The sequence below is a fragment of the Synechococcus sp. 60AY4M2 genome, from assembly GCF_002760375.1.
Lineage (GTDB): Bacteria > Cyanobacteriota > Cyanobacteriia > Thermostichales > Thermostichaceae > Thermostichus.
Genome location: NZ_AUMZ01000001.1, coordinates 523,850 through 537,412 on the forward strand (window position 1 = coordinate 523,850; position 13,563 = coordinate 537,412).

The window sequence follows — 13,563 nt, forward strand, 5'->3', positions numbered from 1 at the left end:
TTCCTAAGCGCTCGCGCAACAGTTCTTGATACTGCCACAGGTAGAAGTCTGGGTGTTCTGTAATAATTGCCATCACTTCCTGCCGATGTTGTTCCAAAATGCCCACTCGCTTGGTGCCTGCTTTCTTAGGGGCTAAATCTTGAGTTTGTTGGTACTGACGCACCCAGCGGTGTACTGTTCTTTTGGTAACCATGAAGCGTTTAGCTACCTGGCGGATGGAGGTGTTACCTGCCTGATAGGCTGCTACAACTCTTTGCCGCAAATCCAAAGAATGAGTCGGCATTCCTTTCTCTCCTTCCTCTTGAATACCTGTACCCTATTTTAAATTAAAAGGCTGTAACAGGGGCATTGCACAAATTAATGTGTTTTGGAATACGAGGTCCCAGAAGATCTGCGCTGAGTAAGGATCTGGGTTTCGGCCTTGGTTGGCAATCAAGTCTTGGGGAATTAACAGATTCCTATGGTTCCCTAAAAAAGTATTGCAAAGGTCTATTTCTCTGGGAATAGCCGCCATCCATCAAGTAAAGTTGACCTATTACAAAGAGCTTGAGACCTTAATCTCTTGCCCGATCGAGGAAGAGCCTGAGGTTCTCAGCCCCGATGTCACAGTTCATCTGAGATTCTCCATCCAGCAGCAGGGAGAGGAATAGGTTTGTCTTTAAAACCTTTCCCCGGCTCATTTTTGGGATCCCTGTAAGCTCTTTACAGCTTCTCACTTCTGGAGTCATTTTGAAGAAAAGGAGAGATAGATGTTTACCCAATCGGCTACACCCGCTACGTCAGGGCTGCCACAAATGGATTTGACGCAAGTCCCGCCAGAGATTACCTGCGATGGCAGCGACTTAGACTGGAGCCAAGCCGCAGCGATCGAGGGCACCCAACCCCAAGAGGAGAACTTGCAGGGCTGGATCGCCTTTTACGGCCTGCGGGTCAACCAAGAACCGGGCAACATCCTGCACTGGCAGGGGCAGCCGCTGCGGGCCAGCCGCATTCGCTTTTTTGTGAAAAATGTGGCTTGGCGCTATGGCTTTTCTTTCTCCACCAGCATCCGCTCTCCTCTCGGCAAAGGGATCCCCACGCCTTCGGAGTGGCGCTACCCCGGTCTTTGCCGCTACGGCCTGGTGCTGTTCCAGCCCAACGCCCGGTTGGTGGCCCGGCAGGTCTGGGAATCCTCGCCGGAGCAGCCGCAAGAGGTGGATCTGGATCCCAACTTGGATATCGCCTTCAACGTCAATGACGCCAAGGGCAGCTACGGCGACAACAGCGGCAGCTTCGATATCTATGTGCAGGTGGTGAACTGAGCTGCAGCAGGGATCCCGCTCGAGAACAGTTGCCGGGTGGGATCCCATCTTCTACAATAGGTGAACCGGCGGCTGGATCCCAGCTTGCTGAGGTCTCTGCCGCTCTGGAGAGGTGGCTGAGTGGTCGAAAGCGGCTTCCTGCTAAGAAGTTACGGGGCCCAAAAGCTCCGTCGAGGGTTCGAATCCCTCCCTCTCCGTTGTTGTGGCCAGTTCCTAGCCGCCCTTGCCGGTGGTGGAGGGCACCCATGGGTCAGGCGTGGCTGCTGAGTCAGTGGGGGGTGGCGCTCTGGCTCAATCTGGCCTTGGTGGCGCTGGCCCTGCTGAGCCCCCAGAAGGCGCTGACGCGAGCTGGGGTTCTCCACGCGGGCCTGCTGGGCCTGTTGGTGTGGGGGGGCCTGGGAGGGCGGGGTTACCTGGTCGTAGCCGCCTATTTTTTAGTCGGCACCGCCGTAACCAAGCTGGGGATCCGCCGCAAGCAGGCCCAGGGGATCGCCGAAAAGCGAGAGGGGGCGCGAGGGCCGGAAAATGTCTGGGGATCTGCCCTGACGGGAGCTGCCTGTGCGGTGGGATATGCGCTTTTTGCCCATCCCCTCTGGTGGTTGGGGTATAGCGCCAGCTTCGCCGCCAAGTTGGCCGATACCGTCAGCAGCGAGGTGGGAAAAGCCTACGGACGTCAGACCTTTTTGATCACCACCTTGCAGCCGGTGCCAGCAGGCACTGAGGGAGCCGTCAGCCTGGAGGGATCCCTGGCGGGGGTGGCGGCAGCAGGAGGGATGGCCGCCTTGGCCTGGGGCATTGGCGGAGAATGGGTGGGAGGGAATCTCCTATGGTTGGGAATCTGCTGGCTGGCCGGGATCCTGGCCACTTTGGCAGAAAGCTGGATGGGGGTGGTGTTGCAGCCTCGCTTGGCTTGGATGAGCAATGAAGTGGTGAACGGCATTCAAACGACCCTAGCAGCTCTTTTAGCAGTGGGTCTGGGGGCGCTTTTGGGGATCGGATCCTAAAAAGATGCCCAAGCGCTCCGCGCCGCTGCCCTCACCCCCAGCCCTTCTCCCTCTGGGAGAGGGGAGTTAGAGCGTTGCGTAGCAATGACGAGGCAAAGAACCGTTTCGTTGCTGTTTGAAATGACTGTATTTTTGAGATTGAGAATGGCGCCGTTGCCATTGGGAATGGCTATGCAAAGCAAGAAATAAATAAAGAGGGAGAAGCTCTCCCTCTGCGCCGATTGGCTGGGAACTAGACCGATTGCTCTGGACCTCTCCTAGCGCAGGCCGCTGGGCTTGTAAACCAAGAAGCTGAGCACCTGGCACTGCTTAATGTTGTCGAAACCCACCACACGGATGAAGCAATTGGGGTAGGCGCTGCGGCAGGCCTGTACCTCGGTCAGCACCTCCTGGGGAGAAGTGGCGCTGAACAGGGGCAATTTCCACAGCGTCCAGTAGTGGTCGGTGGGCTGCGAAGACTCGTTGAATTCGATGGCAGGAATGTAGCCTTGATCCAAGATGTACTGCACCTGCTTGAGGATCTGCAGATCCGTCATCGGAGGCAAGTAGGAAAAAGTTTCGTAGCGGCGCTCTTTCGGCAAGGTTTGCATGACTGAAGTTACTCCGTTTCAGGTGTAGGGTTCTGAAGAGGGGATCCCGCTTCCGGGTGCGTGGCCAGCGGGGATCCCGCTGCTGAGGTAAGCCGTTCCAGGTGGCTACGGCGGTGTTCCATGTTGGCTTGCTGGATGCCGGTCTTGGCCATCTCCGGCAAGTAGTCCACCACCTCCGCCGCAATGTGCTCGCGAACGGTCATGATGCGATAGGCCAGGTCAGGACGCTCTGCCAGCAAAGCCCGCAGGTAGGTTTCCCCCTCCTGAAGGTTTTGCCGAGCCGAGAACTGCTGCAGCCACAGGGCCCTGGGAGGATCCGTCTCGCTCAGTTGGGCCAGCACCGTGCGCATTGCCTGATAGGTCAGGTAGCTGATCAAGGTTTTGGCCGTATCTTTGGCGATCTGTTTCAGATCCATGGCCAGTCCAGGGGTAAGCCGAAGCAGCGGGGCAAGAGAACTCTGGGGATCCCTTGCCCCCGGCAGATCTCTAGAGCGTATCGACGGGCTTGAACTCGAACTTGATCTCCTTCCACAGCTCGCAGGCAGCCGCCAGTTCCGGCGACCACTTGGCCGCTTCGCGGATGATCTCGTTGCCCTCACGGGCCAGATCCCGACCCTCATTGCGGGCCTGGATACAGGCTTCTAGGGCCACCCGGTTGGCAGTGGCGCCTGGCGCGTTCCCCCAGGGGTGTCCCAGGGTTCCGCCACCAAACTGCAGCACCGCGTCGTCGCCGAAGATCTCCACCAGCGCCGGCATGTGCCAGACGTGAATGCCACCGGAGGCCACCGGCATCACCCCAGGCATGGAGGCCCAATCTTGGGTGAAGAAAATGCCGCGGGAGCGGTCGGCCTCCACGTAGTTTTCCCGCATGAGATCCACAAAGCCCATGGTGATGGCGCGGTCGCCCTCCAACTTGCCCACCACCGTACCGGCATGCAGGTGGTCGCCGCCGGACATGCGCAAGCACTTGGCCAGCACCCGGAAGTGGATGCCGTGGTTTTTCTGGCGGTCAATCACGGCATGCATGGCGCGGTGAATGTGCAGCAGGATGCCGTTGTCGCGGCACCACTTGGCCAAGCTGGTGTTGGCGGTAAATCCGGCAGTCAGGTAATCGTGCATGATGATGGGGGCACCGATCTCCTTGGCAAACTCCGCCCGCTTGAACATCTCCTCACAGGTGGGCGCCGTCACGTTCAGGTAGTGCCCCTTGATCTCGCCAGTCTCTGCCTGCGCCTTGTGGACAGCCTCCATCACAAAGAGGTAGCGATCCCGCCAGCGCTGGAAGGGCTGGGAGTTGATGTTTTCGTCGTCTTTGGTGAAGTCCAACCCGCCCCGCAGCGCCTCGTACACGGCCCGTCCGTAGTTTTTGGCGGAAAGGCCCAGCTTGGGCTTGATGGTGCAGCCCAGCAGCGGACGGCCGTACTTGTTCAACTTGTCCCGCTCCACCTGAATGCCGTGGGGAGGGCCCTGGAAGGTCTTCAGGTAGGCCACCGGGATCCGCACATCCTCCAGCCGCAACGCTTTCAAGGCTTTGAAGCCAAAGACGTTGCCTACAATCGAGGTGAGCATGTTGGTGACCGAGCCTTCCTCGAACAGATCCAGCGGGTAGGCGACGAAGCAGAAGTATTGATTCTCTTCGCCCGGGACCGGCTCGATGTCGTAGCAGCGGCCCTTGTACCGATCCAAGTCGGTGAGCAGATCCGTCCACACGGTTGTCCAGGTGCCGGTCGAAGATTCAGCCGCCACAGCCGCCCCGGCCTCTTCGGGGGGAACGCCCGGCTGAGGAGTAACCCGGAAACAGGCCAAGACGTCGGTATCCTTGGGCGTGTAATCGGGCGTGTAATACGTGAGTCGGTAATCCTTTACGCCGGCTTGATAGCCCTTTTTGGTTTGGGTTGCTGAGTAGGCCACGTTGATCTCCCTCTAAACGAATCACAAAACCAGAAAATGCCATTCACGGATGCAATCAAGAGGCAAAACTCAGGGCCAAAACCACAGACCACCGAGTTTTCGTGAATGAACTCGCCTCACAACTGTGAGGCCCTACTTGGGCTTCGAGACAGTCTTCATCCAAGCGGATGTAAAGTCCTAAACCCTCCTTTTCAAGCGCTGCCAATCGCTAGCCTCAACCGCCTGGATTTTGGAAATCCAGTGGCGAGATTTCTATACACTGTCTAGGCTAGAACTTTGACAAACACAAGCCTACATTGGTTTAATCCTAAGCTATCATCCGCAAAGACAGGCTGATCGTTACTTTCTTTATGAGTTCGATTAGTTTGATTAAAGTAAGCCCCCTTGGTTGGCGCCGAAAATATAGATTTCTTTGGCTTTCTTAATATCCCTGGGTGGGATCCCTGGAAAAGGCAAAAGCTCCCTTGAGAAGGGAGCTGGGTGGGTTTGTCTGCAGCGGCCAGAGGGGCTAAGAAACGGCGGCCAAGGATGGTTGGGGTCTCCTGGTGATCACCTGGTCGATGAGGCCGTATTCTTTGGCCTGCTCTGGAGTCATAAAGTTGTCGCGGTCGGTATCGCGCTCGATGCGCTCCAGGGGCTGGCCAGTGTGGTAGGCCAGCAGGCTGTTGAGACTGTTTTTGATAAAGAGGATCTCTTTAGCCTGAATCTCGATATCGGTGGCTGGCCCCTGGGCTCCACCGAGGGGTTGGTGAATCATGATGCGGGCGTGGGGAAGGGCAATGCGTTTGCCTTTGGCACCTCCTGCCAGCAAAAAGGCTCCCATGCTGGCGGCCAAGCCAATGCAGATGGTGGAGACATCCGGCTGAATGTGCTGCATGGTGTCGTAGATGGCCATACCGGCATAGACGGAGCCGCCGGGAGAGTTGATGTAGAGGTAAATATCTTTCTCGGGGTCTTCAGATTCCAGGTAGAGCATCTGGGCCACGATCAGGTTGGCAATGTCGTCGTCCACCTGGGTGCCCAAGAAGATGATCCGATCCCGCAATAGACGCGAGTAGATATCAAAGGCGCGCTCGCCGCGTGCAGATTGCTCAATAACGGTGGGAATCATGCCAGTCCAAGCGATGGGTTGTTACTTTTTAGTGTAGTGTAAGCCACTGGACGGCTGCTCCGCCTAGGACGGTTTGCCGCCCTGAGGCTGTGCTGCGTTGCTCGGAGCCAGCAGCCTGTAAAGTTGACAGCTTGAGGCCTAGCATGGATGTGATCCCGGATGAACCCCTCGTGATTGCCGGCTTGCTGGGCCTGGCTCTGCTGGGGATTTTGATCCTGAACTTGGCAGAACGGGACTCGGGAGACGCCGACTAGGAGAGGACATAAGTTTAAGTTGACAAAATTACACCTCTCTCTTTACAATCAGGATCGCGTCACTTCTGGGATGCCCCCATCGTCTAGAGGCCTAGGACACATCCCTTTCACGGATGCGACAGGGGTTCGAATCCCCTTGGGGGTATGAAGGCCGGTGACAAGTGTTGGAGGGGGAAGGTGCTCGGGAGGCGCCTTGAGTCTAGCTTAGCTTCGGCTAGGCCCAAAGGGCCGTAGGCTAGGCTTCTCATCCAACTGCATGGGAATCAACTGCTGGCAGCTAGAGCTTCTGCCGGCGCGGCAGCAGCAACCAGATCGTCTTTGATCAGCTCTGCCAGATCCTGGAGTTGGCGAATGGCTTCTGCCCCTTCTAACTTCATTAGCTCCCGGTCATCCCGCATCTCCGTCCAACTGATGGAGCATTCGGAAACCAAAAAGCGAATCAAGTGCCCCTCCCGTAAGCTGACCATGAAGGAGGCGCTCTCAAATGAGGTGCCGCAGGTGTAGCAAGAAGCCGGGTAGCCCCGCTTCTCCAAAACAATGGCCAGAGCCTGCAAACTCATCACCAGGTCTTGAACGTAGCTGCGGTATTGTTCCGCCAACCGTGCGAACATCACACTCCTCCCATAGCGAGTTGGCCCATCGGGGCGCGTTCTAGTAATTTATGCCTAGTCACTTAGAGTCATATCTAGCATAACGATCGACAAATCCTCAAGAAAGGGATCCGTTTAGCATCTCTCCAGAGACTAAGCAAGACTACTGAAGGCCAAATAGCATGCTAGGCAAAGTCTAAGGCAGGAGGATGTTGTATTTAACACTCCTCTCAGAACAGACATTAAAGTTTACCCTAATTCAAAACTCTTGCCCGCTGGGATCCGATCCCTGCCGAGAACCGGTCAGTTTTCCTTTGGCGGGGCTTGGGCCTTGATCCCGAAGTGCTTTATCGGTGAAGATTTTGCCCACCCTTTGGCCAGGACGATTGTGGCACGTCTAGAAAGGGTTGACCCGTTTGCGAGGTCAAGTGGGCTAGGTCTTACAGACGGATGGAGGTAGGGTAGGTTCCCGAGGAATTGTGGTGGGAAAAGGCTGAGGAATATCACGGATAACTAGAGGGAAACACTCGATGCTGTGGCCTGGGGATTGGGAAGAAGGGAGACTGATTGCTCAAAGAGTCTCAAAGCAGTTGGGGATCGCTGAAGCCTGCTATCGGAGCGGATTTTGAACCCTGAATGGCGATCTTTTCACTGATCTGCTTTGAATCTGCTTCCAGAGCAGGGCGGCAGCTTTTTTAGACAATTGCCGGAAAGCGGCTAAGGCGGACGCAGCAACGGGAGACTGGGGCTGCATCGCTGCTTTATTTTAAGCGGGATCAGGAGCGCCTTGAGCAATTCTTAAGAAATTCTGGAGTAGCCGCACTGCCAGATCGGGACGGGATCCCCAGTGAAGGTGCAGATAGGAGGCGTGCAGGCGCTGGCCGGCCCAGCCTTCCCGGTGGGGCGGGGATCCCCAGCTGTAGATTGGGCTGGGGGAGGTGGGGGTGCTGCGGGAGCGGTGAAATTCGTGCCCGCGTAGGCGATCCCCGGCCTCGACCAGCAGGGTGGGGCGCAAAACAGTGGCCTCGCGGTAGCCCAGACACAGCCGGCTGCCCATGTCCACCGTGATGGGCAGCAGCCCGGCCATGGGGTAGGTCTTTCCCTGCAAATCGGTGAGAGATCGTCCCAGCACCATCAGTCCGCCGCATTCGGCATACAGGGGTGGGTGGGCGGGCGGCGGTGGCTGTCGGGCTATTTTCTCAGAGAGGGTGGCGGCAAACAGTTCTGGGAACCCGCCCCCCAAGAGCAGGCCGTCGCAGGGATCCGGCGGCCACAGCCCCACCTGCAGGGGAGAGTACGCCAGCAGCTCGGCGCCACAGGCCCGCAGCAAGTCCAAGTTGTCGGCGTAGTAGAAGTTAAAGGCGGCGTCTTGGGCCACCCCTACCCGAACCCGTTCACGGTGGCGGGACGGAGTCCTTTCCGCGAGAGAGGGGATCCCTGGCCATAGCTCTCCTGCTGCCGGGGGAAGCGTTCGAATCAGCGGCAGCAGCTTGTCCCAATTCAGGTGCTGCTCGGCCAGGTCGGCCCAGGCCTCCTGCCAGTGGGGGAAGTGATCCAGCTCTGAGACGGGCACCAGCCCCAGGTGGCGGCTGGGCAGGCGCAGATCCTCACGGCGGGGCAATTGGCCCAAAACCGGGATCCCTACCGCTGCCGCCGCTTGCTGTAAAATCTGGCCGTGCCGCTCCGAGGCCACCTGGTTGAAAATGACGCCGGCGATGGCCAGGCCGGGATCGAAGCGGCTCAGGCCGTAGAGCAAAGCGGCCACTGTCATTCCCATGCCGCTGCCGTCGATGACCAGCACCACGGGGATCCCCAGCAGGCGGGCCACATGGGCGCTGCTGGCAAAAAAGGGCTCCGTTCTGCTCGTGGGATCTGGCGGGGATGCGGGCGCCCGCCCATCGAAGAGGCCCATCACCCCCTCTACAATTGCCCCATCTTTGCCCTGGCAGTGGTGGCGAAAGCAGCGCTGCACAAAGTTCTCATCGGTTAAAAAGGGATCCAAGTTACGACAGGGGATCCCGCTCACCGCCGTGTGGAACAGGGGATCGATGTAGTCAGGCCCCACCTTGAAGGGCTGGATGCGCAGGCCCCGCCGCCGCAGGGCGGCCAACAGAGCCAACGTGACGGTGGTCTTGCCGCTGCCGCTTGTGGCTGCCGCCAGCAGAATGGCCATCTTGCCCCACCCAAGGACTAGAACTCGATGCCGATTTGCGCTTTGATCCCTTGGTCGCGAAAGGGATGCTTGATCAAGGTCATCTCGGTAACCAAGTCGGCCCGCTCGATCAGGCCTGCCGGCGCGCCCCGCCCAGTTAGGATCACGTGCACTCGCTCCGGTTTCTCGGCCAGGCCGGCCAACACCTGCTCCAGGGAGAGATACCCCAGCTTGAGGGCAACATTGATCTCATCGAGGAGCACCAGGTGGTACTCGCCGCTGCTGAACAGCTCCCGCCCCTTTTCCCAGGCCGCCTGCGCGTGGGCGATATCCCGCTCCCGATCCTGAGTTTCCCAGGTAAAGCCCTCCCCCATGGCGTAAAAGGCAATTTTCCCCAGCTCCAGCTCGGGATGGGCGGCCAACTTGCGCAACAATTTGGCTTCGCCCGGATCCCAGGCCCCCTTGATAAATTGCACCACCCCCACCGATAACCCTTGGCCGAGGGCACGGAAGAGGGTGCCGAAGGCCGCTGTGCTCTTGCCCTTGCCCTGCCCCGTATAGATGATCACCAAGCCCTTGTCGTCGCGCATGCTCGCCAGGCGCTGCCGCTGGATCTGCTGGCGGCGTTGCATCCTTTGGCGGTGTCGCCGGTTTTGTTCGGCTTCCGGCTCGGGGGCCGAGGTGGGCAGGGATCCGGGCGTTTCCGGCAGGGGAGAGGGGGGCATGGCTATGGAGGGTTGGGAAGCCGCAGGAGGGGTCTGGCAGGCCGAAGTTTTCGCTCAGCAGACTGCTCTTCATCCTAATCTGGCTTTCAGGTTTTCAGGTTTCAGGAGAGTTGGGGCAGATGGGTTAGGATCCCTGTCAAGCCAGAAGTTGGGTTTTGCTGCATACTCATCCCCAATTGGGCTGGGATCATGAAAGAGCCGGCTGCCGCTTTTCGAGATAGCCTGCTGATGTACTCTTTCATCTGGGCCGTGCTGGCGATAGGGTGTTTTCAAGTCTTGCCACGCCTGGAAATTGCCTCTGCTGCCCAGTTGCAGCCGTGGCTGGGGCCCGCCTATCTGGCTGGGCTGGGTGGATCCCTGTTGGCGGCTTTGGGATCGATGTTGGCCGTCTTGGCAGAAACAGCCGCGGGCGCTGCCAGCAAAAGACACCTGCATCGCCTAGCTTGGGCGCTGGGGACGGTCGGTTTTCTCGGCGTCCTCTTTCCCTTGGGCTTGGCCAGCGTCTTTTTTCTCAGGGCCGCCCAGTCCACCGACTGGTGGCAGAAGCTGTTGGACTGAGGCTCACTCAGCAACCATTTTTTTGACAAATGCGTCGAGGTTAGGGGTACGATAAGGACAAGTTCCGTTCTTTATCCAGAGCAGACTGAGGGATCAGGCCCAACGAAGCTGCGGCAACCGGCGGAAGCCTCCGCTACGGTGCCAACTCCTGCGGTTAGTCAGTAACCGAAAGATAAAGGAATAAAGCTTTCTCTAGAGGACAGTCCTCTTGCCAGGGGGACTTTTCTGACGACTTCGCCCTTTAGCGCTTCCCAATAGCTCTGGTTGCAGCAGCGGAGCGAGGCTCTATTGCTTCGGCGGCAAAGTCCTCGGTGCGATACGGCGCTCTTGCTCCTGCGTCGGCCACGGCCTAGGTCTGTTCTTCTGCTCGGCTGAGGTGGAAGGGATCCCTGCTCAGGCCGGCGGATGATGAACGGCAGCAGCAGGCTCTGCTTTCTGGGCAGTTCTTGGTTGTATCTGTTTCGTCTTAAGGAGAGGTTCGTTGTCCAAGTCGTTTTTGTTTTCCTCAGAGTCGGTGACAGAAGGGCACCCCGACAAAATTTGCGACCAGATCTCTGACGCCATCGTGGATGCCCTCTTGACGGCGGATCCCTTAAGTCGAGTGGCGGCAGAGGTGGTGGTGAATACAGGCATGGTGATCCTGACCGGGGAGATCACCTCGCAGGCGCATGTCAACTTCACCCGACTGGTGCGGGACAAGGTGGCCGAAATTGGCTATACCGACGCCAAGAACGGCTTCTCTGCAGAAAGCTGCGCGGTGTTGGTGGCTTTCGATGAACAATCCCCCGACATCGCCCAGGGGGTGAACTTGGCTCTGGAAAGTCGCACATCTCAGGAAGATGAATTCGACTTGATCGGGGCCGGGGATCAGGGCTTGATGTTTGGCTTCGCCTGCGACGAAACCCCCGAGTTGATGCCACTGCCCATCAGCTTGGCCCACCGCCTCAGCCGCCAGTTGGCCGCGGTTCGCAAAAACGGCACCCTGCCCTACCTGCGTCCGGATGGCAAAACGCAGGTGACTGTGGCCTATGAGGAGGGGCGGCCGGTGGGCATTCACACCCTGCTGATCTCTACCCAGCACACGCCGACCATCGGTGCCATTACAGAAGAGGCAGCGGTGCAGGAGCGGATCCGCGCCGATCTCTGGGAGGCGGTGGTGCAGCCGGTGTTTGCCGAGCTGCCCATCAAACCCGATGGCAACACCCGCTTCCTCACCAATCCCACCGGCAAGTTCGTCATCGGCGGACCCCAGGGGGATGCCGGCCTGACCGGACGCAAGATCATCGTCGATACCTACGGCGGCTATTCCCGCCACGGGGGCGGGGCCTTCTCCGGCAAGGATCCCACCAAGGTGGATCGCAGCGCCGCCTATGCCGCCCGCTATGTGGCCAAGAACATCGTGGCCGCCGGCCTGGCGCAAAAATGCGAGGTGCAGGTCAGCTACGCCATTGGGGTGGCTCGTCCCATCAACCTTTTGGTAGAAACTTTTGGCACCGGCCGCATCCCCGATGAAGCTCTGCTGCGGCTGGTGCAGCGCCACTTCGACCTGAGGCCGGCGGCCATTCTGGCGCAGTTCCAACTGCGAGAGTTGCCCCGCCAAAGGGGAGGGCGCTTCTATCAAAACGTGGCGGTCTACGGGCACTTCGGGCAAACCCATCTGGATCTGCCCTGGGAGCGCACGGATAAGGCTGCCCTGCTGCGGGAGGAAGCTTTCGCCGGGGCGACCGCCATCCTAGGCTAGGGGGATCAAGGGGGACAGGCTGGGCTCAATGCCTGCCCTGGTGCAGTTGCTCGACAAGTGGGATAGCTCCGGCAGGATAGGCTGTGCACAGCCAGTTCACTGCCGCCGTGGAGCCTGGCGTCGAGAACTCCCGCTCAGCCCTGATAGGCTATGGCGGGAGCTTGACCTTCAACGCCAGTCTTGACTAGACCTGACACTCCTATCCCCCATCCCGCCAAGCTCTGCTGGGGTGGGAGCAGGCCGGAGTTTGTGATGGCAAGGATCCCTGAGGCAAAATCGCAAACTCACCCAGGCTGCCCTTGGGATGGCTGGTCAGGATCCACAGGGTCGGCAAGCTGCAGCTCCAAAGTTACCAAAAGCTCCGTCCCACCAGCGCGAGCCGCCGAGGAGGTCGGCGGGGCAGGATGAACATGAACGAGCAGGTGGCGCAGCTTGGGCGGGAGATCCTGCAGCTCATCCAACAACAAGTCGAGAGAAATGGCCGATTCTCCGGAGAAGAGGGATCCTCTCCTGAGCGGGGCTGGGAGCGGTGAGGGAGGGCGGGCAAAAGAGCTGGCGGCAGTCGAGACCAAAGACCGGATCAGCTCCTGTTGTTCCCGCCACAGGGATTGGCTGATTTCGGGGGGAAAGGTGAGGTGAGGAGCGCCACGGCGCTGCCAGAGGCGGAGGATCTGTTCCACAGAGGTGGCCTTGTAGCGACCCTGGTAGAGGGCTTCCAGCAGGGCCGCCGGGATCCAAGAGGCTGGGAACTGTTTGCTCCAGCGCTCCACCCAGGCCTGACTGGCTTGCCCCTCTAGCTCAAACCCGTAGCGCTCCAAAAAGGTCGCGGGATCCATCAGGGCCCAAGGACACTCAACCCAAGGCTAACCCAGATCCGGCGAGATAAAAGGGAGATAAAGCCTTATCCCCGGATCCCGCAAGACAGCTCCCGTCAGAGGATGCCGCTGTTGGCCTTCCATGCAGGCTCTGTGAAGAGGCCATGAAGCTGCAGTACGGTGAAGACTCAGTGGTCAACAGGCCCCAGCCCCAGCGCTGCCTCCAGAGCGCGATCGCTGTCGGGAAATTGCGCCAGCAGCCGCCCTAGGAAGGCAGCCTCTCCCGTCAGGCCGTCCAGACTCATGAGCACATCCCCGGCATAGCGGCTCTGCGGGAAGCGGGCCAGCAGCTCATTGCCGGCGTAGATTGCCTGGCGGGCATAGCCGTCCCGCAAGGCTTTGGCTTCCAGAAAGTAGCGATCTCCAGGGTCGCCGGGATCCACGTAGTCGGGCAGCGGCGTGTCAAAGGCGTAGCTGCGGCGGCTTGGGTCGGCGGATCCTCCCCAGCGAGCCAATACGGGGTAGGTGAGCGGAAACCAGCGGTCGCTTGGGCCGGGATCGAACGCTGTCACATCTCCATAGCCGGAGAAAGCGGCGTACCGATAGAGGATCAGATCCCGGTGCATCTGCAGCCGTAGCCGCTGCAGAAGGGCGTAGGCCCCGCCAGGAGGCCGGCGGCGAGGGCCAGCGTTGCCACAGGACGAACGGGGAAGCGGCGGGACGAGGGCGCAGCAGGCGGGGTGTCCGGATTCATAAAAACCCAATCCAAATCCAGGCGGGCGCCCCCACTCTACTCGATTCTTTCCGGGCG

At 59.3% G+C, this 13,563-nt stretch carries 14 protein-coding genes, 2 tRNA genes and 1 riboswitch; of the genes, 6 read left to right on the forward strand and 10 right to left on the reverse strand.

Translation table 11 applies throughout. From position 1 onward, the window contains the following. Positions 1-283 (reverse strand): helix-turn-helix domain-containing protein (locus tag SYN60AY4M2_RS02200; protein WP_143597218.1); only part of this gene is annotated, 283 nt, incomplete at its 3' end. A gap of 511 nt (positions 284-794) precedes the next feature. Between SYN60AY4M2_RS02200 and SYN60AY4M2_RS02210 the strand changes: the two genes are divergently transcribed. From SYN60AY4M2_RS02210 to SYN60AY4M2_RS02220, 3 genes are all read left to right on the forward strand, one after another. After that, the gene (locus SYN60AY4M2_RS02210) at positions 795-1,301 is read left to right on the forward strand and encodes a hypothetical protein (RefSeq protein ID WP_228375466.1); all 507 of its coding nucleotides are present in this window, start codon (positions 795-797) and stop codon (positions 1,299-1,301) included. Positions 1,302-1,407: 106 nt separating this feature from the next. Next, positions 1,408-1,498, forward strand: a tRNA-Ser gene (locus SYN60AY4M2_RS02215). Positions 1,499-1,546: 48 nt separating this feature from the next. Beyond that, entirely contained in the window at positions 1,547-2,305 is a 759-nt protein-coding gene (locus tag SYN60AY4M2_RS02220) for a DUF92 domain-containing protein (RefSeq protein WP_041438244.1), read from the forward strand. A gap of 257 nt (positions 2,306-2,562) precedes the next feature. Here SYN60AY4M2_RS02220 and SYN60AY4M2_RS02225 read toward each other — a convergent pair whose 3' ends face one another. The 4 genes from SYN60AY4M2_RS02225 to clpP form a co-directional block, all read right to left on the reverse strand. Then, positions 2,563-2,895: a ribulose bisphosphate carboxylase small subunit gene (locus SYN60AY4M2_RS02225; RefSeq protein WP_011430063.1), complete on the reverse strand. Its 333-nt coding sequence runs from the start codon at positions 2,893-2,895 to the stop codon at positions 2,563-2,565. A gap of 8 nt (positions 2,896-2,903) precedes the next feature. Further along, the gene (locus SYN60AY4M2_RS02230; RefSeq protein ID WP_011430062.1) at positions 2,904-3,311 is read right to left on the reverse strand and encodes a chaperonin family protein RbcX; all 408 of its coding nucleotides are present in this window, start codon (positions 3,309-3,311) and stop codon (positions 2,904-2,906) included. A gap of 70 nt (positions 3,312-3,381) precedes the next feature. After that, positions 3,382-4,806: a form I ribulose bisphosphate carboxylase large subunit gene (locus SYN60AY4M2_RS02235; RefSeq protein ID WP_011430061.1), complete on the reverse strand. Its 1,425-nt coding sequence runs from the start codon at positions 4,804-4,806 to the stop codon at positions 3,382-3,384. 508 nt (positions 4,807-5,314) lie between these two features. Continuing rightward, positions 5,315-5,917 carry an ATP-dependent Clp endopeptidase proteolytic subunit ClpP gene (clpP, locus tag SYN60AY4M2_RS02240; protein ID WP_011430060.1) on the reverse strand — a complete coding sequence of 201 codons (603 nt, stop codon included), beginning with the start codon at positions 5,915-5,917 and terminating at the stop codon, positions 5,315-5,317. 326 nt (positions 5,918-6,243) lie between these two features. Here clpP and SYN60AY4M2_RS02245 point away from each other — a divergent pair. Then, positions 6,244-6,316, forward strand: a tRNA-Glu gene (locus SYN60AY4M2_RS02245). 118 nt (positions 6,317-6,434) lie between these two features. On the opposite strand, the gene SYN60AY4M2_RS02250 is transcribed toward SYN60AY4M2_RS02245, so the two are convergent. The 3 genes from SYN60AY4M2_RS02250 to cobO form a co-directional block, all read right to left on the reverse strand. Then, positions 6,435-6,782: a DUF1815 family protein gene (locus SYN60AY4M2_RS02250; protein ID WP_011430058.1), complete on the reverse strand. Its 348-nt coding sequence runs from the start codon at positions 6,780-6,782 to the stop codon at positions 6,435-6,437. Positions 6,783-7,527: 745 nt separating this feature from the next. Next, a complete protein-coding gene (locus tag SYN60AY4M2_RS02255; protein ID WP_099812197.1) occupies positions 7,528-8,934 on the reverse strand; it encodes a cobyrinate a,c-diamide synthase in 1,407 nt (468 codons plus the stop codon). 17 nt (positions 8,935-8,951) lie between these two features. Further along, positions 8,952-9,638: a cob(I)yrinic acid a,c-diamide adenosyltransferase gene (cobO, locus tag SYN60AY4M2_RS02260; RefSeq protein WP_011430056.1), complete on the reverse strand. Its 687-nt coding sequence runs from the start codon at positions 9,636-9,638 to the stop codon at positions 8,952-8,954. 189 nt (positions 9,639-9,827) lie between these two features. On the opposite strand from cobO, the gene SYN60AY4M2_RS02265 reads away from it, so the two are divergent. Then, on the forward strand, positions 9,828-10,196 hold the full coding sequence (locus SYN60AY4M2_RS02265; protein ID WP_011430055.1) for a hypothetical protein: 369 nt from the start codon (positions 9,828-9,830) through the stop codon (positions 10,194-10,196). A 68-nt stretch (positions 10,197-10,264) separates the two neighbouring features. Beyond that, a riboswitch (SAM riboswitch) is annotated at positions 10,265-10,375 on the forward strand. A gap of 302 nt (positions 10,376-10,677) precedes the next feature. Further along, complete coding sequence (gene metK / locus SYN60AY4M2_RS02270; RefSeq protein WP_041438239.1) at positions 10,678-11,937, forward strand: methionine adenosyltransferase; 1,260 nt, start codon at positions 10,678-10,680, stop codon at positions 11,935-11,937. A gap of 284 nt (positions 11,938-12,221) precedes the next feature. On the opposite strand, the gene SYN60AY4M2_RS02275 is transcribed toward metK, so the two are convergent. Both SYN60AY4M2_RS02275 and SYN60AY4M2_RS02280 read right to left on the reverse strand, forming a co-directional pair. Next, the gene (locus SYN60AY4M2_RS02275) at positions 12,222-12,773 is read right to left on the reverse strand and encodes a hypothetical protein (protein ID WP_099812198.1); all 552 of its coding nucleotides are present in this window, start codon (positions 12,771-12,773) and stop codon (positions 12,222-12,224) included. A gap of 167 nt (positions 12,774-12,940) precedes the next feature. Beyond that, positions 12,941-13,516 (reverse strand): hypothetical protein, encoded by a 576-nt coding sequence (locus tag SYN60AY4M2_RS02280; protein ID WP_143596960.1) that lies wholly within the window; start codon positions 13,514-13,516, stop codon positions 12,941-12,943. Between the last annotated feature and the right edge of the window lie 47 nt (positions 13,517-13,563).